Origin of the sequence: Vibrio sp. 10N.261.55.C5, assembly GCF_041470505.1 — a bacterium.
Classification (GTDB): domain Bacteria; phylum Pseudomonadota; class Gammaproteobacteria; order Enterobacterales; family Vibrionaceae; genus Vibrio; species Vibrio crassostreae_C.
The window spans coordinates 4,941-30,985 of sequence record NZ_JBFRMS010000052.1 but is presented as its reverse complement, the minus strand read 5'-3'; the positions used below and the strand labels follow the sequence as shown (position 1 = coordinate 30,985).

The 26,045-nt window shown below is 44.8% G+C and carries 27 protein-coding genes and 4 tRNA genes; 23 read left to right on the top strand and 8 right to left on the bottom strand.

What is annotated here, in order from left to right:
* Positions 1–331 precede the first annotated feature (331 nt).
* The 4 genes from fbaA to tkt all read right to left on the bottom strand — a co-directional run bounded on the left by fbaA (position 332) and on the right by tkt (position 6,149).
* Complete coding sequence (fbaA, locus tag AB4263_RS19000) at positions 332–1,408, bottom strand: class II fructose-bisphosphate aldolase (protein WP_010435694.1); 1,077 nt, start codon at positions 1,406–1,408, stop codon at positions 332–334.
* Between the two features lie 155 nt (positions 1,409–1,563).
* The gene (locus AB4263_RS18995; RefSeq protein ID WP_017059064.1) at positions 1,564–2,727 is read right to left on the bottom strand and encodes a phosphoglycerate kinase; all 1,164 of its coding nucleotides are present in this window, start codon (positions 2,725–2,727) and stop codon (positions 1,564–1,566) included.
* Positions 2,728–2,893: 166 nt separating this feature from the next.
* Positions 2,894–3,943: an erythrose-4-phosphate dehydrogenase gene (epd, locus tag AB4263_RS18990; RefSeq protein ID WP_372098708.1), complete on the bottom strand. Its 1,050-nt coding sequence runs from the start codon at positions 3,941–3,943 to the stop codon at positions 2,894–2,896.
* A gap of 211 nt (positions 3,944–4,154) precedes the next feature.
* A complete protein-coding gene (gene tkt, locus AB4263_RS18985) occupies positions 4,155–6,149 on the bottom strand; it encodes a transketolase (RefSeq protein ID WP_048605833.1) in 1,995 nt (664 codons plus the stop codon).
* 357 nt (positions 6,150–6,506) lie between these two features.
* Between tkt and metK the strand changes: the two genes are divergently transcribed.
* The 9 genes from metK to AB4263_RS18940 all read left to right on the top strand — a co-directional run bounded on the left by metK (position 6,507) and on the right by AB4263_RS18940 (position 13,473).
* Positions 6,507–7,661, top strand: a complete 1,155-nt coding sequence (metK, locus tag AB4263_RS18980; RefSeq protein WP_017062234.1) for a methionine adenosyltransferase — start codon at positions 6,507–6,509, stop codon at positions 7,659–7,661.
* 368 nt (positions 7,662–8,029) lie between these two features.
* Positions 8,030–8,827, top strand: a complete 798-nt coding sequence (locus tag AB4263_RS18975; RefSeq protein ID WP_017062235.1) for a DUF2189 domain-containing protein — start codon at positions 8,030–8,032, stop codon at positions 8,825–8,827.
* An 80-nt stretch (positions 8,828–8,907) separates the two neighbouring features.
* Positions 8,908–9,408 carry a SprT family zinc-dependent metalloprotease gene (locus AB4263_RS18970; protein WP_017062236.1) on the top strand — a complete coding sequence of 167 codons (501 nt, stop codon included), beginning with the start codon at positions 8,908–8,910 and terminating at the stop codon, positions 9,406–9,408.
* Positions 9,409–9,504: 96 nt separating this feature from the next.
* Positions 9,505–10,236 carry an endonuclease gene (locus AB4263_RS18965; RefSeq protein WP_017063198.1) on the top strand — a complete coding sequence of 244 codons (732 nt, stop codon included), beginning with the start codon at positions 9,505–9,507 and terminating at the stop codon, positions 10,234–10,236.
* Positions 10,237–10,389: 153 nt separating this feature from the next.
* On the top strand, positions 10,390–11,121 hold the full coding sequence (gene rsmE, locus AB4263_RS18960) for a 16S rRNA (uracil(1498)-N(3))-methyltransferase (protein ID WP_017062238.1): 732 nt from the start codon (positions 10,390–10,392) through the stop codon (positions 11,119–11,121).
* A gap of 9 nt (positions 11,122–11,130) precedes the next feature.
* Entirely contained in the window at positions 11,131–12,081 is a 951-nt protein-coding gene (gshB, locus tag AB4263_RS18955) for a glutathione synthase (protein ID WP_372098707.1), read from the top strand.
* Positions 12,082–12,189: 108 nt separating this feature from the next.
* Positions 12,190–12,753, top strand: a complete 564-nt coding sequence (locus AB4263_RS18950) for a YqgE/AlgH family protein (RefSeq protein ID WP_032498752.1) — start codon at positions 12,190–12,192, stop codon at positions 12,751–12,753.
* 60 nt (positions 12,754–12,813) lie between these two features.
* Positions 12,814–13,236 (top strand): Holliday junction resolvase RuvX, encoded by a 423-nt coding sequence (ruvX, locus tag AB4263_RS18945; protein WP_004738973.1) that lies wholly within the window; start codon positions 12,814–12,816, stop codon positions 13,234–13,236.
* Between the two features lie 99 nt (positions 13,237–13,335).
* Complete coding sequence (locus AB4263_RS18940) at positions 13,336–13,473, top strand: hypothetical protein (protein WP_170791814.1); 138 nt, start codon at positions 13,336–13,338, stop codon at positions 13,471–13,473.
* Between the two features lie 74 nt (positions 13,474–13,547).
* Here AB4263_RS18940 and AB4263_RS18935 read toward each other — a convergent pair whose 3' ends face one another.
* A complete protein-coding gene (locus AB4263_RS18935; protein WP_017062241.1) occupies positions 13,548–14,657 on the bottom strand; it encodes a PilT/PilU family type 4a pilus ATPase in 1,110 nt (369 codons plus the stop codon).
* Between the two features lie 14 nt (positions 14,658–14,671).
* The gene (locus tag AB4263_RS18930; protein WP_372098706.1) at positions 14,672–15,709 is read right to left on the bottom strand and encodes a type IV pilus twitching motility protein PilT; all 1,038 of its coding nucleotides are present in this window, start codon (positions 15,707–15,709) and stop codon (positions 14,672–14,674) included.
* 26 nt (positions 15,710–15,735) lie between these two features.
* On the opposite strand from AB4263_RS18930, the gene AB4263_RS18925 reads away from it, so the two are divergent.
* The 7 genes from AB4263_RS18925 (at position 15,736) to hemW (ending at position 20,586) form a co-directional block, all read left to right on the top strand.
* Positions 15,736–16,440: a YggS family pyridoxal phosphate-dependent enzyme gene (locus AB4263_RS18925; protein WP_017062243.1), complete on the top strand. Its 705-nt coding sequence runs from the start codon at positions 15,736–15,738 to the stop codon at positions 16,438–16,440.
* 78 nt (positions 16,441–16,518) lie between these two features.
* Positions 16,519–17,337: a pyrroline-5-carboxylate reductase gene (proC, locus tag AB4263_RS18920; protein WP_372098705.1), complete on the top strand. Its 819-nt coding sequence runs from the start codon at positions 16,519–16,521 to the stop codon at positions 17,335–17,337.
* A 76-nt stretch (positions 17,338–17,413) separates the two neighbouring features.
* Entirely contained in the window at positions 17,414–17,971 is a 558-nt protein-coding gene (locus AB4263_RS18915) for a YggT family protein (protein ID WP_017067798.1), read from the top strand.
* 29 nt (positions 17,972–18,000) lie between these two features.
* The gene (yggU, locus tag AB4263_RS18910; RefSeq protein WP_017067797.1) at positions 18,001–18,291 is read left to right on the top strand and encodes a DUF167 family protein YggU; all 291 of its coding nucleotides are present in this window, start codon (positions 18,001–18,003) and stop codon (positions 18,289–18,291) included.
* Between the two features lie 28 nt (positions 18,292–18,319).
* On the top strand, positions 18,320–18,751 hold the full coding sequence (locus tag AB4263_RS18905) for a DUF4426 domain-containing protein (RefSeq protein ID WP_017062246.1): 432 nt from the start codon (positions 18,320–18,322) through the stop codon (positions 18,749–18,751).
* 48 nt (positions 18,752–18,799) lie between these two features.
* Positions 18,800–19,399, top strand: coding sequence for an XTP/dITP diphosphatase (locus tag AB4263_RS18900; protein ID WP_017062247.1), 600 nt, complete (start codon positions 18,800–18,802; stop codon positions 19,397–19,399).
* Entirely contained in the window at positions 19,399–20,586 is a 1,188-nt protein-coding gene (hemW, locus tag AB4263_RS18895; RefSeq protein ID WP_017067796.1) for a radical SAM family heme chaperone HemW, read from the top strand. The genes AB4263_RS18900 and hemW overlap by 1 nt, the downstream gene beginning before the upstream one ends.
* 117 nt (positions 20,587–20,703) lie before the next feature.
* On the opposite strand, the gene glsB is transcribed toward hemW, so the two are convergent.
* Positions 20,704–21,624, bottom strand: coding sequence for a glutaminase B (glsB, locus tag AB4263_RS18890; RefSeq protein WP_017062249.1), 921 nt, complete (start codon positions 21,622–21,624; stop codon positions 20,704–20,706).
* 349 nt (positions 21,625–21,973) lie between these two features.
* Positions 21,974–22,693 (bottom strand): tRNA (guanosine(46)-N7)-methyltransferase TrmB, encoded by a 720-nt coding sequence (gene trmB, locus AB4263_RS18885; RefSeq protein ID WP_017062250.1) that lies wholly within the window; start codon positions 22,691–22,693, stop codon positions 21,974–21,976.
* 165 nt (positions 22,694–22,858) lie between these two features.
* On the opposite strand from trmB, the gene mutY reads away from it, so the two are divergent.
* From mutY to AB4263_RS18850, 7 genes are all read left to right on the top strand, one after another.
* On the top strand, positions 22,859–23,920 hold the full coding sequence (gene mutY, locus AB4263_RS18880; RefSeq protein WP_372098704.1) for an A/G-specific adenine glycosylase: 1,062 nt from the start codon (positions 22,859–22,861) through the stop codon (positions 23,918–23,920).
* A gap of 28 nt (positions 23,921–23,948) precedes the next feature.
* Entirely contained in the window at positions 23,949–24,221 is a 273-nt protein-coding gene (locus AB4263_RS18875) for an oxidative damage protection protein (RefSeq protein WP_010435637.1), read from the top strand.
* A 69-nt stretch (positions 24,222–24,290) separates the two neighbouring features.
* Entirely contained in the window at positions 24,291–25,424 is a 1,134-nt protein-coding gene (mltC, locus tag AB4263_RS18870) for a membrane-bound lytic murein transglycosylase MltC (protein ID WP_372098703.1), read from the top strand.
* A 103-nt stretch (positions 25,425–25,527) separates the two neighbouring features.
* Positions 25,528–25,603 (top strand) — tRNA-Phe (locus AB4263_RS18865).
* A gap of 74 nt (positions 25,604–25,677) precedes the next feature.
* Positions 25,678–25,753, top strand: a tRNA-Thr gene (locus tag AB4263_RS18860).
* 7 nt (positions 25,754–25,760) lie between these two features.
* Positions 25,761–25,836, top strand: a tRNA-Phe gene (locus AB4263_RS18855).
* Positions 25,837–25,892: 56 nt separating this feature from the next.
* Positions 25,893–25,968 (top strand) — tRNA-Asn (locus AB4263_RS18850).
* Positions 25,969–26,045: the final 77 nt, after the last annotated feature.

Genomic DNA, 26,045 nt, shown 5'->3' with positions numbered 1-26,045 from the left:
CCTCATTTACTCTGCAATATAATAAACAGTGTAATTACCGTTAAGTCATTGTGTTAAAAGTAAATTAAAGCCAAGTCCTTTTTATAAACTGAACCAAGTTCAGTTTTTCGGCACGATATCCTATCTTTGACAGATTGCAAAGTCATATTTATGTAAGCTTTTGAATTATTAAAACTTACCGATAAACACAAATACCGATAACTAAAAGACTACGAAATTTATTCACCGCACGCTAGGTTTTTCACATATTTAGTACAATTTTTTATCAGATATAAAAAAACCCGCTCAATGAGCGGGTTTTTAAAACTTAAAGAGTACTTAATTCAAAGAATTATAGTACGTCTACAGCGTTAAGGTCAGCAAATGCTTTCTCTAGACGAGCAACCATTGAAGCTTGACCAGCACGTAGCCATACGCGTGGATCGTAGTACTTCTTGTTTGGAGCAGCTTCGCCAGTTGGGTTGCCGATTTGACCTTGTAGGAAATCGAAGTTGTCAGCAGAGTACTGACGGATACCGTCCCAAGTTGCCCACTGTGTATCAGTATCGATGTTCATTTTGATAACACCGTAGCCGATAGACTCTTGGATTTCTGCTTCAGAAGAACCAGAACCACCGTGGAATACGAAGTTTAGAGCGTTAGGTGCGATACCGAACTTCTCTGCACAGTATGCTTGAGAGTCACGTAGGATAGTTGGAGTAAGTACAACGTTACCAGCTTGGTAAACACCGTGTACGTTACCGAAAGATGCAGCGATAGTGAAACGTGGGCTAACAGCCATTAGTTTCTCGTAAGCGTATGCTACGTCTTCTGGAGAAGTGTAAAGCTCAGATGCGTCCATATCAGAGTTATCAACGCCGTCTTCTTCACCACCAGTACAACCAAGTTCGATCTCGATTGTCATGTTCATTTTAGCCATGCGCTCTAGGTACTTAGCACATGTTTCGATGTTCTCTTCTAGAGACTCTTCAGAAAGGTCTAGCATGTGAGAAGAGAATAGAGGCTTACCAGTTTGTGCGAAGAACTCTTCACCAGCGTCTAGTAGACCGTCGATCCATGGAAGAAGTTTCTTAGCAGCGTGGTCAGTGTGCAGGATAACTGGAACACCGTAAGCTTCAGCTACAGCGTGTACGTATTTTGCACCAGCTACAGCGCCAAGAACTTGTGCGCCTTGACCTTCAAGTTTAACGCCTTTACCTGCGAAGAATGCAGCGCCGCCGTTAGAGAACTGAACAACTACTGGAGCTTTAACTTTAGCAGCTGCTTCTAGTACTGCGTTTACAGAGTCAGTACCAACAACGTTTACAGCAGGAAGAGCAAATTTGTTTTCTTTTGCTACTTCAAATACTTTCTGTACGTCATCGCCAGAAATCACACCAGGTTTTACAAAATCGAAGATCTTAGACATGGAAATAGTCCTATTTATTCTATCGTTTTAAGATTAAAAAACTTAAGTTTAAAAACTTGCAATCGTTTGCTCACAACTTATGCCATTCTAGCAAAAAAGTGTGATATGCAGCAAACGTTAAAAGGCGAGATTCACATCTCGCCTTTCTAAATCAATTATGCTTTAGCGCGCTCTTCAAGCATTGCTACTGCAGGAAGTACTTTACCTTCAACGAATTCAAGGAAAGCGCCACCGCCAGTAGAGATGTAAGAAACGTCAGCTTTGATACCGAACTTATCGATAGCTGCTAGCGTGTCACCACCACCTGCTACAGAGAAACCTGCAGACTCAGCGATTGCTTTAGAGATACCAGCTGTACCCGCTTCGAAGTTCTTGAATTCGAATACGCCTACAGGGCCGTTCCAAAGGATTGTTTTCGCGTTGCCGATGATTTCAGCTAGTGCCGCAGTTGAATCTGGACCAAGGTCGAAGATCATGTCGTCGTCTTGAACTTCAGAAACGTGCTTGATTTCAGCTTCTGCGTTTTCGTCGAATGCTTTAGCACATGCAACGTCAGTTGCTACTGGGATAGCACACTCTTTCATTAGCTTTTGAGCCGTTTCAACTAGGTCAGCTTCGTATAGAGACTTACCTACGTTGTGGCCTTCAGCAGCGATGAATGTGTTCGCGATACCACCACCAACAACAAGCTGGTCAGCAATTTTAGAAAGAGATTCTAGAACTGTTAGTTTAGTAGAAACCTTAGAACCACCAACGATAGCCACTAGTGGGCGAGCTGGGTTGTCCATTGCTTTACCAAGCGCTTCAAGCTCAGCAGCTAGAAGAGGGCCAGCACATGCTACAGGAGCGTAAGTACCAACACCGTGTGTAGAAGCTTGAGCACGGTGAGCTGTACCGAATGCATCCATTACGAAAATGTCACATAGTGCAGCGTATTGCTTAGAAAGCGCTTCTTCGTTCTTCTTTTCGCCTTTGTTAAAGCGAACGTTTTCAAGAACAACAAGTTCACCAGCGTTTAGCTCTAGGCCGTTTACGTAATCTTTAGCTAGTTTAACTTCGCAGTCTAGTGCGTCGTTTAGGTAGTTAACTACAGGAGCTAGAGAGAACTCTTCGTTGTATTCGCCTTCAGTAGGACGACCAAGGTGAGAAGTAACCATTACCTTTGCGCCAGCTTCTAGGCAAAGTTTGATAGTTGGTAGAGATGCAAGGATACGTGCATCTGAAGTTACTTTACCGTCTTTTACTGGTACGTTTAGGTCAGCACGGATAAATACGCGTTTACCTGCAAGTTCCAGGTCAGTCATCTTGATCACAGACATGATTTGTCCTCTCAAATTTAAATAAATATAAAGTTTTGGAAACTCAGCAACCCTGCTAAGCCTATAAATTATTCAACTGGTAATTCTTTCACTACCAATAATATGTGGACTCTTAGTATTTATTTCAAGCTAAAAAATAAATAATCCGCACATTTGCTTCTAGGTCTTACTTCTTGCCTTCAGAAGCTTGCATTGCAAGAACCGTATCCAGCATTCGGTTCGCAAAGCCCCATTCATTGTCACACCACACTAGCATTTTAACTAAGTGGCCGTTGCTCACTCGAGTTTGTGAACCATCAACGATTGCGCTATGGGGATCGTGATTAAAGTCGATGGAAACGAGCGGCGCTTCAGTATAGTCAACTATATTATGTAATGTACACTGGGATGCATTAACAATGGTTTGATTTACGTCATTAACTTTCACATTTGCATTAATTGTGACACTTAAATCCATCGCTGTTACGTTTACCGTCGGCACACGCACAGATATAGCTTCAAATTTGTTGGAAAATTTCGGGAAGATTCTTTCAATACCTTTATGCAACTTGGTATCGACAGGAATGATCGATTGGCTTGCCGCTCGAGTACGACGCAAATCGCTGTGGTACGCATCGATAACTTGTTGATCATTCATTGAAGAGTGAATAGTTGTAATAGTACCGGACTCAATGCCAAAGGCGTCATCAATAACCTTAATGATAGGAACAATACAGTTGGTGGTGCATGAACCATTGGAAACGATTCGGTGGCCCGCTTCAATGGTATCGTGATTCACACCATAGATAATGGTGTTATCGAGGTCATTGGCACCAGGGTGAGAAAACAGTACCTTTTTTGCCCCAGCAGCAATGTGCGCTAGGCCGTCATCTCGGCAACCATAAACACCGGTACAGTCGAGAACAATATCCACTTCTAGGTCACGCCAAGGCAACAGCTCAATATCAGCAAGATGTAAGATACGAATGGTATCGAACTCACCTTTATCTTCCGCACCAATGCCGTGATGGACATAGATGTGCTCTTGATCGTTGGAGATTTTCTTGCCGAAGCGGCCGTGACTAGTGTCGTACTGCAATAGATGAGCCATAGCGTCAGGCTGAGCAAGCTCATTAACAGCTACTACTTTGATTTGTTGGCTTTTGCCACTTTCATAGACAGCGCGTAATACATTACGCCCTATTCTTCCAAATCCGTTTATCGCGACTTTTAGCATATTTCCGTACATCTAACCAAAATTTCGTGCAACAGATGATAACTGAATCCTACCCAAAAGGCATTACTTGAATAACCCCGTTTAGTTAGGACAGGTTAATCTGTTGCTTGTAGAGATAAGCCTAGAAGAAACAAATCCCAGATACAAAAAACCGAGCTCAGCGCTCGGTTTTTCCTTCATTTAACTGTTAGCACAGGCCATAAGTCAATGATTAAGCAAGAAGCTCTTTCGCTGTGTTTACTACGTTTTCAGTAGTGAAACCGAACATCTTGAATAGCTCACCTGCTGGTGCAGATTCGCCGAACGTTGTCATACCGATGATCTTGCCACCGAAGCCAACGTATTTGTACCAGAAGTCAGCGATGCCAGCTTCTACTGCGATACGCGCTGTAACATCAGATGGAAGTACAGACTCACGGTATTCAGCGTCTTGCTTGTCGAATGCGTCAGTTGCAGGCATAGATACTACGCGTACAGCTTTACCTTCAGCGGTTAGTTGTGCAGCAGCTTCAACTGCAAGCTCAACTTCAGAACCAGTTGCAATGATGATTAGCTCTGGCTTGCCTTCACAATCTTTCAGGATGTAACCACCCTTAGCGATGTTAGCAACTTGCTCAGCATTACGATCTTGTTGTGCAAGGTTTTGACGAGAGAAGATTAGAGATGAAGGACCATCTTTACGCTCAATAGCCAGTTTCCAAGCCACTGCAGATTCAACTTGGTCACATGGACGCCATGTGCTCATGTTTGGAGTCAGACGTAGAGAAGCGATCTGCTCAACCGGTTGGTGAGTAGGGCCATCTTCGCCTAAGCCGATAGAATCGTGCGTGTAAACTTGGATGTTCTGAACTTTCATCAGAGCAGCCATACGCATTGCGTTACGCGCGTATTCCATGAACATTAGGAACGTTGCGCCGTATGGCACGAAACCACCGTGCAGAGCGATACCGTTCATGATAGCCGTCATACCGAATTCACGTACACCGTAATGGATGTAGTTACCAGAAAAGTCAGTTGCTTCAAGAGACTTAGAACCAGACCACATAGTCAGGTTAGAAGGCGCTAGGTCAGCAGAGCCGCCCATGAATTCTGGAAGCATTTGACCAAACGCTTCTAGTGCGTTTTGAGATGCTTTACGTGAAGCGATGTTTGCTGGGTTAGCTTGAAGATCAGCAATGATTGCGTTTGCTTTCTCTTCCCACTCAGCGGGTAGCTCGCCGTTAGTACGACGTTTGAATTCAGCTGCTAGCTCTGGGTAAGCCGCTGCGTATGCGTCAAACTTCGCGTTCCACGCTGCTTCTTTCGCTGCGCCTGCTTCTTTCGCATTCCACTCAGCTGCGATATCTGCTGGGATTTCGAAAGGACCGTGTTCCCAACCCAATGCTGCTTTAGTTGCTGTGATTTCATCAGCGCCTAGTGGAGCACCGTGACAGTCATGCGTACCCGCTTTGTTTGGAGAACCAAAACCGATGATAGTTTTAGTACAGATAAGCGTTGGACGAGGATCCGCTTTAGCCGCTTCAATCGCTGCGTTGATAGCATCAGAGTCGTGACCATCTACTGCTGGGATTACGTGCCAACCGTATGCTTCAAAACGCTTAGGTGTATCGTCAGAGAACCAACCTTCAACTTCACCATCGATAGAGATGCCGTTGTCATCCCAGAAAGCAACCAGCTTACCAAGACCTAGCGTACCTGCTAGAGAACATGCTTCGTGAGAAATACCTTCCATCAGACAGCCATCACCCATGAATGCATAAGTGTAGTGGTCTACGATGTCGTGGCCTTCTTTGTTGAATTGTGCTGCTAGCGCTTTCTCAGCCATAGCCATACCAACAGCGTTAGTGATGCCTTGACCTAGAGGACCAGTCGTTGTTTCGATGCCTGGTGCGTAGCCGTACTCTGGGTGACCTGGAGTCTTAGAGTGCAGTTGACGGAAGTTCTTAAGGTCTTCAATTGAAAGCTCGTAACCTGCTAGGTGAAGCAGAGAATAAATCAACATTGAACCATGGCCGTTAGACAGGATAAAACGGTCGCGGTCAGCCCATTCTGGGTTTGCTGGGTTGTGGTTCAAGTGGCCACGCCAAAGAACCTCAGCGATGTCAGCCATGCCCATAGGTGCGCCTGGGTGGCCTGAATTTGCTTGTTGAACACCGTCCATGCTAAGTGCGCGGATTGCATTGGCTAGATCTTTACGAGAAGGCATGTCTGCTCCTGGATACATAAGCGATTTAAAAAAGAGATAATTGCTAAAGTTTTCATTTTTATTAGCGCGGGTATTCTCTCAAACGACTATTGCGACTGCAAACGTTTTACTGGCATTTTAACGGTCATTTTTCGCAATTTTCGAACATTTACATCACTTGGCAGTGGCTTATCTCGATCGATACGCAAACGATTAGTTATGACATATCATAAAAAAGAGCTTGTAATTCGACCGCTGGAATTTAGAATAGCCGTCTAGATGTAGAAACACCTACAAAATATACTGTATTTAATGGCGGCGCTTCCTAGCTTGCGACGCCATAAACTATTTACACCAAAAACTAAAAGTGGAGCTCTCATGGCTAAGCACCTATTCACTTCTGAATCTGTTTCAGAAGGCCATCCAGATAAAATTGCAGACCAAATCTCTGATGCTGTTCTTGATGCCATCTTGGAACAAGATCCAAAAGCACGTGTTGCTTGTGAGACTTACGTTAAAACCGGCATGGTTATGGTTGGCGGTGAAGTAACAACGTCTGCATGGGTTGATATCGAAGAAATCACTCGTGAAACAGTACGTGAAATTGGTTACGTTCATTCTGATATGGGCTTTGACGCTGACTCTTGTGCTGTTCTAAACACAATTGGTAAGCAGTCTCCAGACATCAACCAAGGTGTTGATAAAGAAGACCCTAAAGAGCAAGGCGCAGGCGACCAAGGCATCATGTTTGGTTACGCGACTAACGAAACACCAATCCTAATGCCGGCTCCAATTACTTACTCTCACCTTCTTGTTAAGAAGCAAGCTGAAGTACGTAAGAGCGGTAAACTTGACTTCCTTCGCCCTGATGCGAAATCTCAAGTTACGTTCCAATACGACCAAGGTAAAATCGTTGGTATCGACGCTGTTGTTCTTTCGACTCAACACTGCGATTCAGTAACAACACCGGATCTACGTGAAGCAGTAATGGAAGAGATCATCAAACCAGTACTTCCTGCTGAGTGGATCAACAAAGACACTAACTTCTTCATCAACCCAACAGGCCGTTTCGTAATCGGTGGCCCAATGGGTGACTGTGGTCTAACAGGTCGTAAGATCATCGTTGATACCTACGGCGGCGCAGCTCGTCACGGTGGCGGTGCATTCTCTGGTAAAGATCCATCAAAAGTTGACCGTTCTGCAGCTTACGCGGCTCGTTACGTTGCGAAAAACATCGTTGCTGCTGGTATGGCTGACCGTTGTGAGATTCAACTGTCTTACGCTATCGGTGTTGCTGATCCAACATCTATCATGGTTGAAACGTTCGGTACTGAGAAAGTAGCACACGAAATCATCATTGAAGCTGTTCGTCAAAACTTCGACCTACGTCCATACGGCCTTCAAGAGATGCTGAACCTTCTTCAGCCTATCTACAAGCAAACTGCTGCATACGGTCACTTCGGTCGTGAAGAGTTCCCTTGGGAAGCGACTGACAAAGCAGCAATCCTTGCGGACTTCGCTGGCCTAAAATAATTTAGCCACTGCGATGTGTTCCTTTAAAGCCCTTACTGCTTAGTAAGGGCTTTATTTTTATGTACTTACCGAACTTTCACTCACAATACCCTTCCCTAACGCCCTTCTTTACCGTTAACCACTTAGTATAAAAAACCGGCGATAATTTGTGTTTTCTAGCACTACTGACAATAGTTAAGGTAACTCCTAGGCGATCAAGCTCACATTTAACTTAAATTAATTCAGTCTGATAACGCTCGTTAAATGCACGCTAGAACAATAACTGGGATGACAAAGAGCAATTTAGCTCAACACCATAACTCTCACACAAGCCACATCGATGAGCCTTATGGAATTATAACTAGGACGTTATTTAACTAGGGGGATCTATGCCTCGTACCGCGCACCCATCCGAACTGAACGATAAAAAACACAAGGTCAGCGATAAGGATTACGCTCGCACCATTCCTTGTAACCAAATCAGTATTTCCGCACCCTTTCATTGGTTGTCGCTTGCTCTGCATGACTTAGTAAGAATGCCATTAATCAGCGCATTCTACGGTTTGTGCTTTATGGGAGCGGCAATCGCCATTGTTCAGCTTGTCCAATGGCAAGGAACACACTTGGTCGTAATGCCAAGCCTGATCGTGTACATGCTAATAGGGCCGTTTCTTGCTCTGGGCTTGTATGACGCAGCTTGGGAAAGAGAAAAAGGCCACAACGCAAGCCTACTGCACTCGATGAAAGCCATCACTCGCAACTCCACCCACCAATGGGCCTTTGCGATCGTATTGATGGTTGCGATGATATTCTGGATGCGTATCGCTGCGTTATTGCACGCGCTCTACCCTTCAGTGCAAGGCGCACCACTGGCTGAGTTCGCTCCCTTCTTAATTACGGGTTCTGTGATTGGTTTTGTTATCGCAAGCCTCATATTTAGCATCTCAGCATTTTCAATTCCGTTAATGATGGAGAGACGCGTTGATGTGATGAGTGCGATTTTCACTAGCTTTAATGCCGTGAAATCGAACATCCCTGCAATGGTGGTTTGGGCGAGTATTATTTGTGCCGGTATTTTGGTGGGTTTTGCCACCTACGGCATCGGAATGATCGTCACCATGCCGCTACTTGGCTATGCTACATGGCACGCTTATCACGAGATCATTAAGAAAAAACATCACGTGTAAAGCATCGCTAGATCAACAAGCAATGTTATGATTAGGCCTTGGTTTAAACGCTGAGGCCTTTTATTTGGAGTTAACAACGTTTGTCTTACACCCCGCAACAACACCGAGCAAATAAGAAATTGGCCGAATGCCTAGCTATCGCAAATCAACATTTCTCTCGTGAATTTCCACACCCAACTATCACCTTCAAGTTAAGAGGCAAAGCGGCGGGAAAGGCCTACCTTCAGCTCAACGAAATTAAGCTCAACCACGTACTATTTTCTGAAAATGAAGATGCCTTCATCAACGAGGTTGTGCCACATGAACTCGCACACCTGATCACGCATCAGGTTTTCGGACGTGTTAGGCCTCACGGAAACGAGTGGAAATACGTGATGGAAAAAGTATTCAACGTGCCAGCCAGAACAACTCACAGCTTTGAAATCGCGTCAGTTCAAGGGAAAACCTTTGAATATCGATGTGAGTGCACCACTTACCCATTATCAATCAGACGACACAACAAAGTACTTCGGAATCAATCGACCTACCGCTGCCAATTGTGCCAGCAAACCTTAGCTTTCACGGGAACTCAACTAAGCTAGTGACAGGTTGATTTACTCGGTAGAACAAATCTAATAGAGAGATCTAACATTTGAGTGCTAGACTGATGTTTATCATACTTTTATCAGTCTTTTTCTATGCAAAAACTCACCTTCAAAGCATTTGGCCTACCTGTATCTTTTTACTTAACAATAGTATTTGGCCTACTGGTAACCCAAAGCGTTCTCGCCGCACCACCGAGCTCATTTTCCAAAGCAAAAAGAGAAGCGGTGAAGATTTACCTCGACCATCCGACTTCATTTTATTGCGGCTGTGACATTACATGGAAGGACAAAAAGAAAGGCATTCCCGACCTTGATGGCTGTGGCTATCAAGTCCGAAAACAACAAAAGCGGGCGAGTCGAATTGAGTGGGAACACGTGGTTCCAGCTTGGCAATTTGGCCACCAGCGTCAGTGTTGGCAAGATGGTGGGCGCAAGAACTGCACTCGCAATGACAAAATATTCAAATCCATGGAAGCCGACCTTCACAACCTAACTCCGGCCATTGGCGAGGTTAACGGTGATCGCTCCAACTACAACTTCAGTCAGTGGAATGGCATGGATGGTGTGAGCTATGGTCAGTGTGAAATGCAGGTCAACTTCAAGCAGCGTAAAGTTATGCCGCCAGACAGAGCAAAAGGCTCTATCGCGCGTACTTACCTTTACATGAGCCAAGAGTATGGTTTCAAACTATCTAAGCAACAAACCAACCTAATGATGGCGTGGAACAAGCAATTTCCTGTCGACAAGTGGGAATGTACTCGTGATGAGCGAATCTATGCCATCCAAGGTAATCACAACCCATTTGTTTACCCTGCTTGTAAATAACGTCGCTCGTACAATCAACATTCCTAACTATCTCAAACAAGAGTTTCAGAATTGCCCCTGAAACTCTTGCTCTACCCTTGTTTTTTCAACTAAAAGCATCCATGTTAGGCAGAGACAAAATACCCAAATGAACATATTTATAGGTTTACCAGCATGAGAATCCCTCGTATTCATCACCCAGAACGCATTCATCAGTTAGGTTCACTCGCTTTAGGCGAAGATGCCGCGGGTCATGTTGGTCGTGTCCTTCGCATGAAAGAAGGCCAAGAAGTCCTTCTATTTGATGGCAGTGGCGCTGAATTCCCTGCGACGATAGCCGAAGTATCAAAGAAAAATGTCACCGTTAATGTTTCTGAACGCATCGAACGCAGCAGCGAATCTCCGTTAGACTTACATTTAGGCCAAGTGATTTCACGTGGCGACAAAATGGAGTTCACGATTCAGAAATCGGTTGAGCTTGGTGTGAACACCATTACCCCTTTAATTTCAGAGCGCTGTGGCGTTAAGCTTGATACAAAACGCTTCGAGAAAAAACTCGCACAGTGGCAAAAGATTGCTATTGCGGCGTGTGAACAGTGTGGCCGCAATACGGTTCCAGTCATTCGCCCTATCATGCAACTTGAAGAGTGGTGTAGCGAACCGAGTGAAGCATTAAAGCTGAACTTACATCCTCGTGCAAAATACTCAATTAATACCCTTCCAGAACCTATCAGTAAGGTACGCCTATTGATCGGCCCTGAAGGTGGCTTGTCGGCTGAAGAAATCGGCATGACAGAACAATACAAATTTGAAGAGACGCTACTCGGCCCACGTGTACTTCGTACCGAAACAGCAGCTCTAACCGCAATTACTGCCTTACAAGTCCGTTTTGGCGATCTAGGCTAGGAGAAAAAAATGATCAAACTTGGCATCGTAATGGATCCAATTTCATCCATTAACATCAAAAAAGACTCTAGCTTTGCCATGATGCTTGAAGCTCAGCGTCGTGGTTACGAAATCCATTACATGGAAATGAATGATCTACACTTAGATCAAGGCGTAGCGATTGCAGACACTAAGGTCGTTGAGCTCAAAGAAGATCCAAATGGTTGGTATGAATTCAAGTCAGAACAGACTATCGCGCTATCTGATTTAGATGCTGTACTGATGCGTAAAGATCCTCCGTTTGATACTGAGTACATCTACGCAACTTACATTCTTGAGCGTGCTGAAGAGAACGGCGCACTGATCGTCAACAAACCACAAAGCCTACGTGACTGTAACGAGAAGTTGTTCACGGCATGGTTCCCTGAACTGACACCGACCACCATCGTGACTCGTAAAGCTGAAAAAATTAAAGCGTTCCGAGAAGAACACGGCGACGTGATTCTAAAACCACTTGATGGCATGGGCGGCGCATCGATCTTCCGTGTGAAAGAAGGCGATCCAAACGTATCAGTGATCATAGAAACACTGACTAACCACGGTCAAAACTACGCGATGGCACAGACTTTCGTTCCTGACATCAGCAACGGTGATAAGCGTATTCTTGTAGTTGACGGTGAGCCAATGCCTTACTGCCTAGCTCGAATCCCTGCTAAAGGCGAAACTCGAGGTAACCTTGCAGCTGGCGGTACTGGTGAAGCACGTCCTCTAAGTGACACAGATTGGGCGATCGCAAGAGCGGTTGCTCCTGCACTAAAAGAAAAAGGTCTAATCTTCGTTGGCCTAGACGTCATCGGTGATAAGCTAACTGAAATCAACGTAACGAGCCCTACATGTATCCGCGAAATCGAAGCCGCTTTCGATATCTCGGTAACGGGCAAATTAATGGATGCAATTGAGCGTCGCGTTAACGCAAAATAACCTAAGCTAAAAGAAAGCCCTAGCGCTTCACACATACGTCTTAGGGATAGAATGAGCGGCTTTACGCCGCTCTTTTCCTTTATTGGGAACACACTGGCAGGAGGCTCTATGAACCTAACGAACCACTTTTTGGTCGCTATGCCCGGGATGAAAGATCCGTATTTTCAAAACTCGGTAATCTACCTCTGTGAACACAACGAGGAAGGTGCGATGGGGTTAATGATTAACGCTCCCATCGATGTCACTGTCGGTAGTATGCTCAAACAAGTTGAGGTTGAGTCTGAACAACCAAAAGCGAATCAAGCCAGCCTTGATAAGCCGGTATTAAATGGTGGACCTGTAGCAGAAGACCGCGGGTTTATTTTGCACAAACCTAAAGGCAGCTATCAATCCAGCATCAACATGACTGACCAAATCTCAGTAACAACCTCAAAAGATATCTTGATGGTGTTGGGCACAGAAGATGAGCCGATGAATTATTTAGTCGCACTTGGGTATGCAGGATGGGAACCGGGACAACTGGAAACCGAACTGACCGAGAACTCATGGTTAACCGTTGAGGCCGACCCTAAAGTCATCTTCGATACGCCAATTTCAGATCGCTGGAAAGTTGCGGTACAAATGTTAGGTATTAATGCCGCTCAGCTTTCAGCAGACGCTGGTCACGCCTAGCTCAAATCAGCTAAATAAAATAAACAGACACTCTCAAACACAGATAAATTTGGAAACCCCATGTCACGAACAATTATGGCATTTGATTACGGTACAAAAAGTATCGGCAGCGCGATTGGACAAGAAATCACTGGCACAGCGAGCCCTTTAAAAGCGTTTAAAGCTAAAGACGGTATCCCGAACTGGGACGATATCGAAAAACAGATTAAAGAGTGGCAACCAAATCTTATCGTCGTCGGGCTACCTACCGATCTTCACGGTCGTGATCTAGAGACCATCACACCAAGAGCAAAGAAATTTGCTAACCGCTTAAAAGGTCGTTTTGGTGTTGATGTTGAGCTGCATGACGAAAGATTATCGACCGCAGAAGCAAGAGCCGACCTCTTTGACATGGGTGGCTACAAAGCATTAAGTAAAGGAAATGTTGATAACCAGTCCGCAGTTGTCATTCTCGAAAGCTGGTTTGAAGCACAATATTCTTAACGAAAATTAAGAGCTCAAAGATTAAACTCCTTTGTGATCCTATAATGATATTATGGCGTAATGTCGAAGCAATTCATTATTAGGTAAGTGGGAGTTCACATGAAAATTTTTCTAGCAATCTTCGTAGCTCTAGCAATATCAGCATGCAGTTCGACAAGCTCCAATAATGCAGGTTATATGAATCATACTTCGACTGACGCAGACGTAATCAGCGAGCCTAAGAACAAGAAGCGTTGATAATACAGACGCAGTCGAACGATGAATATGATGAACGCCTGATTTTAACCTAGAATCAAATCAGGCGTTTTTTATCACCCCATATCTATCTTCACACCAGCCAACGCCCCAGTTCCGTAGTCGTCATCACCACGTCTAGTTTTGAGCATTAAGCGCAAGTCATTAGCAGAATCGGCACTGTGGAACGCATCCTCTTCGCTGATCTTGCCTGCTATCACTAAATCATACAAAGCTTGGTCAAAGGTCTGCATACCTATCTCTTTCGATTTAGCCATGGTTGCTTTCAGTTCGTGTAGTTCACCACGACGAATCAAGTCAGAAACACGAGGGCTATTCAGCAGAATCTCGAATACACCATGACGCCCGCTGCCATTCTTGTCGCGAATGAGTTGCTGAGCGACGACACCACGCAGGTTCATCGATAGGTCAAACAAGAACTGTTCTTTCTGCTCTTTCGGCACCAAATGAAGAATACGCTCTAGCGCTTGGTTAGCGTTATTGGCGTGCAAGGTTGCCATACACAAGTGACCCGTTTCAGCAAAGGTCATCGCGTATTCCATGGTCTCACGGCTACGGATTTCGCCAATCAAGATCATGTCTGGTGCTTGGCGTAGCGAGTTCTTAAGCGCGACTTCGTAACTCTCGGTGTCGAGCCCGACCTCACGCTGCGTCACGATGCACTTTTTATGTTCGTGCACAAATTCAATAGGGTCTTCAACCGTCAAGATATGTCCCGAGCGATTGGTGTTGCGATAGCCTGTCATTGCAGCCATTGAGGTCGATTTACCAGAGCCTGTCGCACCAACCACCAGCACAAGTCCGCGCTTAGCTATTGATAGGTCCTGTAGTACATCAGGAAGCTTTAATTGCTCAAAGGTTGGGATGTTCGTCTCGATACGTCGAATTACTGCTCCAGGTAGCTCTCGCTGAAAAAACGCACTAACACGAAAGCGACCAAAATCACGCACAATCGCAAAGTTAGCCTCACGCGTTTGCTGATATTCATCACGTCGGTCTTGTTCCATCATCGCATCAAGTAATTGAGCAACTTGAGCCGCATTCAGCTTCTCTCCTTGGGGGCGTAATTCACCATCCACACGAAAAAGGATTGGCGCATCAACCGTGATATAAAGATCCGATGCCTTTTGAGAAAGCATTCCCTCAAGGATTTGATTCAATTCCATTGTGTCCACCTTGATTAAAACATTGAGGTTTCAATTTCGATCTTTTTCTCGACCTCTTCCGAATCAACCAAGCCCTGCGCCATCAGCTGCTTCGCATTTTGTTCCATGGTCTGCATGCCGTGCGCTGCGCCCGTTTGAATGATCGAGTACATCTGCGCAACCTTATCTTCACGAATCAAGTTTCTGATCGCAGGTGTTGCCATCATGATTTCATGACACGCCACACGACCACCACCAACACGCTTTAGCAGCTTCTGGGCTATCACCGAGCGCAGTGATTCAGACAACATCGAACGAACCATATCTTTATCGCTACCTGGGAACACATCGATAATACGGTCGATCGTTTTAGCCGCAGAACTGGTGTGCAGAGTACCAAAGACCAAGTGACCCGTTTCTGCTGCGGTTAACGCTAAGCTAATCGTCTCTTGGTCACGAAGTTCACCAACCAGAATCACGTCTGGGTCTTCACGTAAGGCACTGCGCAGTGCCGCTTTAAAACTGTGGGTATCACGGTGAACTTCACGCTGGTTGACTAGGCATTTATTATTGGTGTGAACGAATTCAATCGGGTCTTCAATCGTCAGAATATGCTTATTGTGGTTGCGATTTACGTAATCAACCATCGCCGCAAGAGTCGTTGATTTACCAGAGCCAGTTGGACCAGTGACGAGCACTAACCCTTTTTCGTAGTTAGCAATCCTTTCGAAGATCTCAGGTGCACCTAACTGATCTAAAGTCGGGATTTCGACAGGGATAGTTCGAAAGACAGCTGAGCAGCCACGGGCTTGGTTAAACGCATTAACACGAAAGCGACCAACATTGGGTAATTCAAAAGAGAAGTCGACTTCCAGTTTTTCTTCAAACTCGCCGCGTTGTAAATCGCTCATGATCTCAAAAACCAAACGATGCACATCAGCATGACTCAAAGCTGGGATTCCAAGCTTCCTTACTTCACCATCTATACGTACCATTGGAGATACACCCGCAGAAAGATGTAGATCTGACGCGTTATGCTTTACACTAAAATCTAGTAACTCAGTGATATCCATTTATTTTCCCTTAAGTAAAGTCAGCTATGAGTAGTATTCAACAAAATATCGAACAAATCACCTCACAGATTCGTAGTGCTGAGCAAAAGTGCGGACGAGCTCCAGAGTCCGTGCAACTTTTAGCCGTCAGCAAAACTAAACCTATTGATGCGATTCTAGAAGCCGCACTCGGAGGCCAAGTTGCCTTTGGTGAAAACTATGTTCAAGAAGGTGTAGATAAAGTAAAACACTTTTCAGAACAACATTCTAACCTAAATTTAGAGTGGCATTTTATTGGTCCAATTCAATCCAATAAAACCCGCCCAATCGCGGAAAGCTTTCAATGGGTGCATTCCGTCGATCGCGATAAGATCGCACAAAGGCTTAATGATCAACGACCAAGCGAACTTCCACCTTTGCAAGTGTTGATTCAGGTAAACACCAGTGGTGAAGAGTCCAAATCTGGAACCTCAGAAGAGACAGTTTTTGCACTCGCGGAGTTGATTTCATCGCTCCCCAACCTCACCTTAAGAGGATTGATGTCGATTCCTGCAAACGTATCTGACTATCAATCTCAGCTTAATGCATTTTCTCAACTGGCAGAGCTTAAAGACAAGCTAGCCGCGAAGTATTCAGACATTGATACCCTTTCGATGGGGATGAGTGGTGATATGGATGCAGCAGTTGAGGCTGGCAGCACAATGGTTCGTATTGGAACAGCTATTTTCGGCGCTCGTGATTACGCGAAATAGCCGTAGTAAGTAACGACAAGTACAAGTATTGATACCGCTTCGCCTTATCCGCGCAGCGACACGCTCAGGATTTTATATATGGTACATAAGAACATCGCCTTTATTGGGGCGGGAAACATGGTTCGCTCAATTGTAGCTGGCTTAGTTGCTAGTGGTTACCCAGCGCAAAAGATTACTGCGACAGCACCTTCAGAAACCAGAAGGCTGCCGTTAGAACAAGAATACGGCATCAATACCACCAGCGATAATATTGCAGCAGCTGAAAAAGCAGACGTTGTTGTGTTATCCGTGAAGCCACAAATGATGGCTGATGTATGTAAACCCTTACAAGATATCGACTTCAGCAACAAACTGGTTATCTCAATTGCCGCGGGTATTAATGCGAATCGACTTAATGAGATGTTAAACTGCCAACTGAACCTTGTTCGTGTGATGCCAAACACGCCATCACTGCTTGGTAAAGGGATGAGTGGTCTTTATGCCGATGCAACTGTCAGCCAAGATGATAAAGAATTTGCTTCTCAGCTGATGCAAGCTGTTGGTGAAGTAAGTTGGGTTGAACAAGAGTCTGGAATCAACAACATCATTGCGGCGGCGGGTAGCGCTCCGGCTTACTTCTTCCTGTTTATGGAAGCGATGCAAGCTGAAGCAATCAAGCAAGGTTTTGACCAAGAAACCGCTCGTAAGCTAGTGCAGCAGTCTGCATTAGGCGCGGCAGAGATGGTGGTAGCAAACCAAGATACTGAATTATCAACACTGCGTGAACAAGTGACATCCAAAGGCGGCACGACCGCAGAAGCACTACGCACGTTTAACGAACATCAACTATCAGACATCGTAGCAAAAGCCATGCAAGCGGCGGTTGCTCGAGCTGAAGAGATGGAAAAACTGTTTTAGTACCAATCAAGGTAAACAAGCATTTTGCCGCTCTGGTTATATCTAAGCGACAAGTAAATCCGAAAAAGGAAACAATATGAACTCGATGAGCTTTCTGATCTCGACCGTTTTTGATCTTTACATCATGGTTGTGATCTTGCGTATCTGGCTACAAGCATCACGTGCAGATTTCTACAACCCATTCTCACAATTCATCGTAAAAGCGACACAACCGGTTGTTGCCCCACTACGCCGAGTTATTCCATCAATCGGCAGCCTTGATCTAGCGACCGTTGTTTTCGCTTATGTGCTGTGTGTACTTAAGTTCGTTGCTCTAAACCTGATTATCTCTGGCGGCGCTGCCGTTTTCGATATTAGCTTCCTTATCTTTGGTGCACTGTCTCTGCTCAAAGCGGCTGGTGGTTTGATCTTCTGGGTTCTACTTATCCGTGCAATCCTAAGCTGGGTAAGCCAAGGTCGTAGTCCAATCGAGTACGTATTCCATCAACTGACTGAACCAATGCTAGTGCCTATCCGCCGTATCCTTCCGGACATGGGTGGTTTCGACCTAAGCGTACTGGTTCTGTTCATTGTTCTGCAATTTGCGAACTTCCTAATGGGCGACATGATTGGCCCTATTTGGTATCAGCTATAATTCAAGTACAAACATCAGGTACTTTGACGATGCCAAAAGCGGTTTGGGCCGAGGAAGACGATATTCTTCTTAGGCTCTATATCCAACCCAAAGCAAGCCGAGACAAAATTGTCGGCTTGCACGGTCAGGAACTGAAAATTGCCATTACTGCACCACCGGTTGATGGCAAAGCCAATGCCCATTTAGCGAAATACCTTGCGAAACAGTTTAAGGTCGCAAAAGGGCAAATTAAGATAGAAAAGGGAGATCTCGGTAGGCACAAGCAAGTTCGAATATGCTCGCCAAGCCAAATCCCAACTGAAGTCAAAGCCATCCTATGATGGCTTTTTGCTATTTATTGGAGTCATTATGCGTTTATGGATAACAGCACTACTCACCGCTCTTGTTGCCTTACCAAGCTCAGCAGGGCAATTTAAGAACATTAAGGATGTCGAGGTTCATTACTCGGCTTTTAATTCCACGTTCTTAACTTCGCAAGTCGCTAAGCAATACAAACTTAAGCGAAATGGATACTCAGCAATCCTCAACATCAGCGTGTTAGACAAGGCTTCTCTAGGCAAGCCTGCGACAACGGCTAAAATTACGGGAACAGCGAAGAACCTCGTTGGAAACACCCGTACTTTGAAGTTTCGAGAAATCAAAGAAGGCGATGCGATTTATTACCTTGCTGAGTTCCCCGTAACTCACGAAGAAAACATCACCTTCGACATCGATGTGAACGCAGGCCTAAAAGGCACTGGTCCACTGCGTTTCACACAGAAATTCTATATAGAAGAGTAAGCTCAAACCTTACTTTTCATTTATTAACTTATTTAGAGCTACATTCCCATGAGTAAGATTGTTTTAGCAACAGGCAACCAAGGTAAAGTTCGCGAGATGGCAGATATTCTGTCTGAGTTTGGTTTTGACGTTGTCGCGCAAAGTGAATTTAACGTTTCAGAAGTCGCTGAAACAGGAACGACTTTCATTGAAAATGCCATCATCAAAGCTCGCCACGCAGCGAAAGAAACAGGGCTGCCAGCCATTGCTGACGACTCAGGTTTAGAGGTTGATTACTTAAATGGTGCACCAGGTATCTATTCAGCGCGTTACTCAGGTGAAGGGGCAACCGATAAGCAGAACATCAAAAAACTATTAGATGCGATGCAAGGTGTCGAAACTGAAAAGCGTACTGCGCGTTTCCACTGTGTGTTGGTGCTAATGCGTCACGAGAATGATCCAACACCTCTAGTGTGTCACGGTAAATGGGAAGGTCGTATTCTTACTGAAGAACACGGTGAGAATGGCTTTGGCTACGATCCTGTGTTCTTTGTACCAGAAGATAACTGCGCCTCAGCAGAGCTTGAATCTTCGCGTAAGAAGCAACTATCACACCGTGGTAAAGCGCTTGCGTCACTATTCAAGACTCTCAAGGAGCAAGCTCTGTAATGCACAATGCAGCACTAATACCACCCGCACTTAGCCTCTATGTACACATCCCATGGTGTGTACAAAAGTGTCCGTATTGTGATTTTAACTCTCACGCTCTGAAAGCCGAGATCCCTGAAAAAGAGTACATCGATGCACTGCTTGAAGATCTTGATACTGATATCGAAAAATATCAGCTCAATGGTATGCCTCGCCCACTGCATTCGATCTTTATTGGTGGCGGTACCCCAAGCCTGTTTTCTCCTGAAGGAATTGGCCGATTGTTACAAGGCATTGAACAGCGCATCCCGTTCAAACCTGAAATAGAAATCACCATGGAAGCCAACCCGGGAACTATCGAAGCTGAGCGTTTTGCAGGTTACCAAAAGGCAGGCATTACTCGAATCTCGGTGGGTGTGCAAAGTTTTGAGCAAGAGAAACTGGAAAGACTTGGGCGTATTCATGGTCAAGATGAAGCGGTAAATGCTGCTCATTTAGCGCATAAGATTGGATTGAATAGTTTCAATTTAGACTTAATGCACGGCTTACCCGAACAGAGTATTGAACAAGCGTTGGCTGATTTGGATAAAGCGATAGAACTCGACCCTCCGCACTTATCTTGGTATCAGCTAACAATAGAACCTAACACCATGTTCTATTACAAAACACCAACGCTGCCTGATGATGATGACCTTTGGGATATCTTCGACCTAGGCCATAAGAAGCTCGCAGACGCAGGGTATGTGCAGTACGAAATTTCAGGCTACAGCAAGCCGGGATATCAGTGCCAACATAACCTCAACTACTGGCGCTTTGGTGACTATCTAGGTATTGGCTGTGGCTCTCATGGCAAGCTGAGCTTTACAGATGGACGCATTGTTCGTACCACTAAGGTTAAGCACCCTAGAGGCTATCTAGCTGCGTACCAAAACATGGTAAAACCTTATCTATCAGATGAATTTGAAGTGCCGAATGAAGACCGCCCTTTTGAATTTTTCATGAACCGCTTTAGGTTAATGGAAGCATGTCCAAAGCAGGATTTCATTGATACGACAGGGCTTGGTTTTGACTCGATTCAAAAAACGATTGAATGGGCAAAAGAGCTAGGCTACTTGAAGGAAACCGACACTCACTGGCAGATCACTGAAAAAGGAAAGCTGTTTCTCAATGATCTGTTAGAAGCCTTTATGGCAGAAGAAGACGAGTAGTTCGAGATTCGAGAAGCATTGCGTAAGGGTTGGCTTTAGGGTCAACCCTTTTTGTTTTATAGCCCTCTCTCGGAGCGAAGCGTTCTATAGGACAACGTCCGTGCTCGAATCTTTCTCTTAGAAAATAGAACGACCAATTCGCTCTGAAAGCAACTCTAGAGCCTTAGTACCTGCGAGCGAGTTGCCAGAAGGATCAAGCTCTGGAGACCACACCGCAATCGTCATTTCGCCAGGAACGATAGCAATAATACCGCCACCAACGCCCGATTTTCCTGGCATACCAACACGGTAGGCAAACTCACCAGCCCCATCGTACAAGCCACACGTCGCAAGCAAAGCATTCAACTGCTTGGTTTGAACTGGCGTGATGATCTCTTTCTTGGTTTGAACCGACACGCCTTTGTTTGCTAAATAGCTAAAGGTTTTTGCCAAATCCACACACGTCATTTTAAGCGCACAAGCGTGGAAGTAGTTATTCAGAACTGGGATAACATCATTCTCAAAATTACCAAATGAACGCATCAAATAAGCAATGGCAGCATTACGATCGCTGTGCATCATTTCTGAAGCCGCTACCACCTTGTCATACACAATATGAGTATCACCCGATAACTGACGCACAAACTCTAACAAGCGGTGCCTAGGCGCAGACAAGCGGCTTTGTAGTAGGTCTGCAACGACAATTGCCCCCGCATTGATGAACGGGTTGCGGGGAATACCATACTCCATCTCAAGCTGAATCATCGAGTTAAAGGCTTGACCAGAAGGCTCTTTGCCTACTCTTTGCCAAATCTCTTCAGGCTTATATAGCACCATAGCTAGCGTCAGGCTCAAGGCTTTAGAAATAGATTGCACAGAAAATGCTTCTTCAGCATCGCCTGCTTTAATCACCTCACCTTCATTGGTGTATACCGCGATCGCCAGTTTCTGGTTCGATACGCGAGCCAGTGCAGGGATATAATCAGCGACCTTTCCCTGTCCAATTAAAGGACGAACTTCGTCTAAGATCTCGGCCAAAATAGCTTGAGTTGGTTTCATGTGCGCTTACTTCTATATTGTTATTTTTGTAGGGGTGTAACATATACCAATCGTAGTAAATAACTGCTAACTCTAGCTTGTTAAAATGCTCGATAACTGCGTTAGAATTTTTGATTGTAGAGTAACTACTTATCGAAAAATGCTGCCTTGTTCTCAAGCCTTTTTCCTACGCTATTTCTGATCACTTACTTACTGTGATTGGTATTACTTTCTGTCGTTAAGCCTTTACTGAAATAAAAGCCTAAGGACAAAAAAGCCAACATTACAATAATGTTGGCTTTAATCAATCCCATAAAGTGTAGGGGTTAAACCCTAAGTCGGATTACCCTTCACTTAATTTGATTCGAAGTTACTTAGTACGCTTGAACTTAATGTCCCAAACACCATGACCTAAACGGTGGCCACGAGCTTCAAACTTAGTTAGCGGGCGCTCATCCGGACGAGGGATGTAATCACCATCTTCAGCGATGTTTTCGAAGCCTGGAGCTACGTTCATCACTTCAATCATATGTTCTGCGTAGTTTTCCCAGTCTGTTGCCATGTGGAAAACACCAGTATCAAGTTGAAGCTTGCCGCGAACCATCTCTGCAAACTCAGCCTTAACGATACGACGTTTATGGTGACGAGCTTTGTGCCATGGATCAGGGAAGAACAGTTGCAGTGTATGCAGGCTGCTATCTGGAATCATGTGTTCAAATACTTCTACAGCATCGTGACACATTACACGCAGGTTAGTTACGCCAGCATCGCGAGCTGTACCTAAACACGCACCAACGCCCGGGCTATGAACTTCAATACCTAAGAAATTTTTCTCAGGTGCGTTCTTTGCCATTTCAACCAGTGATGCACCCATACCGAAGCCAATCTCTAGTACAACCGGGTTATCGTTGCCAAATACTTCTTTCCAGTTAAGAAGCTCTGGGTTGTAGTCGATACCCATTGTTGGCCAACATTCATTCATCGCGTTCTCTTGGCCTTTTGTTAAGCGGCCTTCGCGGCGAACAAAACTACGGATCTTACGAACCAGTTTGCCGTCTTCAGTATATTCGTTAGTGGTCACTTCACTCATTGATTTTTGCCTGCACATTGATTAATCAAAGCGGGGATTATCCAAAGAATTGCCTCCGGTGCAAGTCTTTCCGTGGATAAATTCCCACACAATTTGTCTGTTTTACATCCAACGTTAAGTGTGGTGCAATTTCGCTTCTAATAATAGCAAAGCATAGAGCATGTCGTGACTCCTTTCGCAACCGCCATATTAAAGTGGTATGACGCCTACGGGCGTAAAGAATTGCCTTGGCAACAAAACAAAACCGCCTACACCGTTTGGCTATCTGAAATCATGCTTCAGCAGACTCAGGTTGCTACGGTGATTCCATACTACCAACGCTTCTTAGAACGCTTTCCAACGGTTATCGACCTAGCGAACGCCGAACAAGATGAGGTACTCCACTTATGGACAGGGCTTGGTTATTACGCACGAGCTCGCAATCTACATAAAGCAGCCAAGATCGTTGCTGAGCAATATGGTGGTGAATTTCCGCTGTCTATCGAAGAGATGAACGCGCTACCGGGCATCGGTCGCTCGACCGCTGCGGCTGTGCTGTCTTCGGTTCATAAGCTTCCTCATGCGATTCTTGATGGCAATGTAAAACGAACGCTTGCGAGAAGCTTTGCCGTTGAAGGTTGGCCTGGGCAAAAGAAAGTCGAGAACCAGCTCTGGGAGCATGCCGAAGCACATACTCCGAAGAAGGATGTCGATAAATACAACCAAGCAATGATGGACATGGGTGCGATGGTTTGTACCCGTAGCAAGCCTAAATGTACCTTGTGCCCGATTGAAAACATGTGTGAAGCCAAGAAGCTCGATAGACAGCTCGACTTCCCTGGCAAAAAAACTAAGAAAGAAAAACCAGTAAAAGAAACATGGTTTGTGATTCTGTACCACGACAACCAAGTGTGGCTCGAACAGCGCCCTCAGTCAGGTATCTGGGGCGGATTGTTTTGTTTCCCTCAAAATGAAAACGCAGAGATCGAACATCAACTAGATCTTCGTTCGATCAAAGACACTGAAACCGATTCGATAAAGACCATGATTGCGTTTAGGCACACTTTCAGCCACTACCACTTAGATATCACGCCAGTATTAGTGAAATTAGATAAACAACCAGATTTGATAATGGAAGGGACTAAAGGTCTCTGGTATAACTTATCAAAACCGGAAGAAATTGGCCTAGCAGCTCCAGTAAAGCAGCTTATTGAGAGCCTACCCTTTGAACTGAACGACGACGTTTGAATCAACGAACGCGATAAGAGGAACCACTATGAGCCGCACTGTATTTTGTGCTCGCCTTCAAAAAGATGCTGAAGGCCTAGATTTTCAACTTTACCCAGGTGACTTAGGTAAGCGTATCTTTGACAACGTGTCTAAAGAAGCTTGGGGACAATGGCAAAGCAAGCAAACGATGCTAATCAATGAAAAGAAGCTAAACATGATGGATCCTGAGCATCGTAAACTTCTTGAAACTGAGATGGTTAACTTCCTTTTCGAAGGTAAAGATGTCGTAATTGATGGCTATACTCCACCAAGCGAATAAGACATTTATTTAAGCAATTTTTAATGACATCATGGTTAACGCTGCGATGTCATTTTTGTATGAGGAACTATGAAAAAGCTAAGTTACTTCCTAACAGCCATGTTATTAACTGGCTGCAGCCGTGAATTTGTCGAAAGCATTTATGATGTGAATTACGAGCCGACCAACAGATTTGTAAGTAATTTGGCGGAGCTGCCCGGTCAATTTGAAAAAGACACGGGTGCCTTAGATTCCTTGATTAATAGCTTTTCTGGTAACATCCAAAAGCGTTGGGGCAGCAGTGAAGTAAAGATGGCTGGTAAAAGTAACTATGTGAAATACATAGATAATTACCTAAGCCGTTCCGAAGTTAACTTTAGCAAAGGCCTCATAACGGTAGAAACCGTCTCCTCTACTGAGCCTAAAAAACACCTCAAAAACGCGATCATGACAACGCTTTTGACGCCAGATGATCCGGCGCATGTTGACCTATTCTCTTCTAAAAGCATCAAGCTAGAAGGCAAACCTTTCCTCTATAATCAGGTCGTAGACCAAGAAAAAAAGCCCATTCAATGGACTTGGCGAGCGAACCAGTTTGCGGATTACCTGATCGCGAATAACCTAAAAACCAAAGAAGTCGACTTTAAAAAAGCCTACTACGTTGAAATCCCAATGGTGGCCGACCACGCTAGCCAGCGTAGTTATCAATATGCCGACATCGTTCGACGAGCGTCTCAGCGTTATGACATCCCTGAAGATTTAATCTACGCTATCATCAAGACAGAGAGTAGCTTCAACCCGTACGCCGTAAGCTGGGCTAATGCTTATGGTCTTATGCAGGTGGTACCTAAAACCGCTGGTCGAGATGTATTTGAACACGTCAAAAAGAAACCTGGTGAACCAAGCCCTGAGTACTTATTCAATCCAGAAAACAACATTGATGCTGGCACCGCATACTTTTACATCCTTAAAAATCGTTATTTGAAAGACGTAAAAAACCCATTAACGCTTGAATACAGTATGATTTCAGCCTATAACGGCGGTACTGGTGGCGTACTCAATACCTTCAGTAAGGACAGAAAGCGAGCAATGCAAGACTTAAACTCGCTGCAACCGAGCCAAGCCTACTGGGCGCTTACCAAGAAGCATCCAAATAAAGAGTCGCGCCGATACCTCGAAAAAGTAACGCAATTCAAAAAAGAATTTAACCAAGGTAAAACATAACCCTCACTTTTGAATAAAAAAACAACGAACGAACGGTTTTTTTAGTTATTTTCAAAAAAGGAGTTGACGGTTATGCAGAAAATCCGTTTAATAGCGCTCCGTTGCCCGGATAGCTCAGTCGGTAGAGCAGAGGATTGAAAATCCTCGTGTCGGTGGTTCGATTCCGCCTCCGGGCACCACAATTTGATTTGTTGGTGTCAACACTCTTTAACAGGGAGTAACAACACGGACAAAAGCATAAAGAATTTAGTGTGCCGACTTAGCTCAGTAGGTAGAGCAACTGACTTGTAATCAGTAGGTCACCAGTTCGACTCCGGTAGTCGGCACCATTCTTTTGCCTCGATAGCTCAGTCGGTAGAGCAGCGGATTGAAAATCCGCGTGTCGGTGGTTCGATTCCGCCTCGAGGCACCATTATTTGGTACTTAACAAATAATGGTCTTTATAGACCTGATGTTGAGACAAGTAATTCCCCTTTAGTTCAGTTGGTAGAACGGCGGACTGTTAATCCGTATGTCGCAAGTTCAAGTCTTGCAAGGGGAGCCATTTTTAAAGGACTTCATTTTATATGAGGTTTTAATTGAAGAGTTTAACTCTTTAAGCAAAGAATTTAGTGTGCCGAC

Bases quoted from the DNA above. Each gene is read 5' to 3' on its own strand.
- AB4263_RS18905 (WP_017062246.1), top strand. From the start codon at position 18,320: ATGCGTTTATGGATAACAGCACTACTCACCGCTCTTGTTGCCTTACCA.
- AB4263_RS18935 (WP_017062241.1), bottom strand. From the start codon at position 14,657: ATGGAATTGAATCAAATCCTTGAGGGAATGCTTTCTCAAAAGGCATCG.
- glsB (WP_017062249.1), bottom strand. From the start codon at position 21,624: ATGAAACCAACTCAAGCTATTTTGGCCGAGATCTTAGACGAAGTTCGT.
- AB4263_RS18900 (WP_017062247.1), top strand. From the start codon at position 18,800: ATGAGTAAGATTGTTTTAGCAACAGGCAACCAAGGTAAAGTTCGCGAG.
- AB4263_RS18975 (WP_017062235.1), top strand. From the start codon at position 8,030: ATGCCTCGTACCGCGCACCCATCCGAACTGAACGATAAAAAACACAAG.
- AB4263_RS18930 (WP_372098706.1), bottom strand. From the start codon at position 15,709: ATGGATATCACTGAGTTACTAGATTTTAGTGTAAAGCATAACGCGTCA.
- gshB (WP_372098707.1), top strand. From the start codon at position 11,131: ATGATCAAACTTGGCATCGTAATGGATCCAATTTCATCCATTAACATC.
- rsmE (WP_017062238.1), top strand. From the start codon at position 10,390: ATGAGAATCCCTCGTATTCATCACCCAGAACGCATTCATCAGTTAGGT.
- AB4263_RS18940 (WP_170791814.1), top strand. From the start codon at position 13,336: ATGAAAATTTTTCTAGCAATCTTCGTAGCTCTAGCAATATCAGCATGC.
- AB4263_RS18965 (WP_017063198.1), top strand. From the start codon at position 9,505: ATGCAAAAACTCACCTTCAAAGCATTTGGCCTACCTGTATCTTTTTAC.
- hemW (WP_017067796.1), top strand. From the start codon at position 19,399: ATGCACAATGCAGCACTAATACCACCCGCACTTAGCCTCTATGTACAC.
- AB4263_RS18875 (WP_010435637.1), top strand. From the start codon at position 23,949: ATGAGCCGCACTGTATTTTGTGCTCGCCTTCAAAAAGATGCTGAAGGC.
- proC (WP_372098705.1), top strand. From the start codon at position 16,519: ATGGTACATAAGAACATCGCCTTTATTGGGGCGGGAAACATGGTTCGC.
- AB4263_RS18915 (WP_017067798.1), top strand. From the start codon at position 17,414: ATGAACTCGATGAGCTTTCTGATCTCGACCGTTTTTGATCTTTACATC.
- AB4263_RS18925 (WP_017062243.1), top strand. From the start codon at position 15,736: ATGAGTAGTATTCAACAAAATATCGAACAAATCACCTCACAGATTCGT.
- epd (WP_372098708.1), bottom strand. From the start codon at position 3,943: ATGCTAAAAGTCGCGATAAACGGATTTGGAAGAATAGGGCGTAATGTA.
- yggU (WP_017067797.1), top strand. From the start codon at position 18,001: ATGCCAAAAGCGGTTTGGGCCGAGGAAGACGATATTCTTCTTAGGCTC.
- AB4263_RS18950 (WP_032498752.1), top strand. From the start codon at position 12,190: ATGAACCTAACGAACCACTTTTTGGTCGCTATGCCCGGGATGAAAGAT.
- metK (WP_017062234.1), top strand. From the start codon at position 6,507: ATGGCTAAGCACCTATTCACTTCTGAATCTGTTTCAGAAGGCCATCCA.
- trmB (WP_017062250.1), bottom strand. From the start codon at position 22,693: ATGAGTGAAGTGACCACTAACGAATATACTGAAGACGGCAAACTGGTT.
- fbaA (WP_010435694.1), bottom strand. From the start codon at position 1,408: ATGTCTAAGATCTTCGATTTTGTAAAACCTGGTGTGATTTCTGGCGAT.
- tkt (WP_048605833.1), bottom strand. From the start codon at position 6,149: ATGCCTTCTCGTAAAGATCTAGCCAATGCAATCCGCGCACTTAGCATG.
- mltC (WP_372098703.1), top strand. From the start codon at position 24,291: ATGAAAAAGCTAAGTTACTTCCTAACAGCCATGTTATTAACTGGCTGC.
- ruvX (WP_004738973.1), top strand. From the start codon at position 12,814: ATGTCACGAACAATTATGGCATTTGATTACGGTACAAAAAGTATCGGC.
- AB4263_RS18995 (WP_017059064.1), bottom strand. From the start codon at position 2,727: ATGTCTGTGATCAAGATGACTGACCTGGAACTTGCAGGTAAACGCGTA.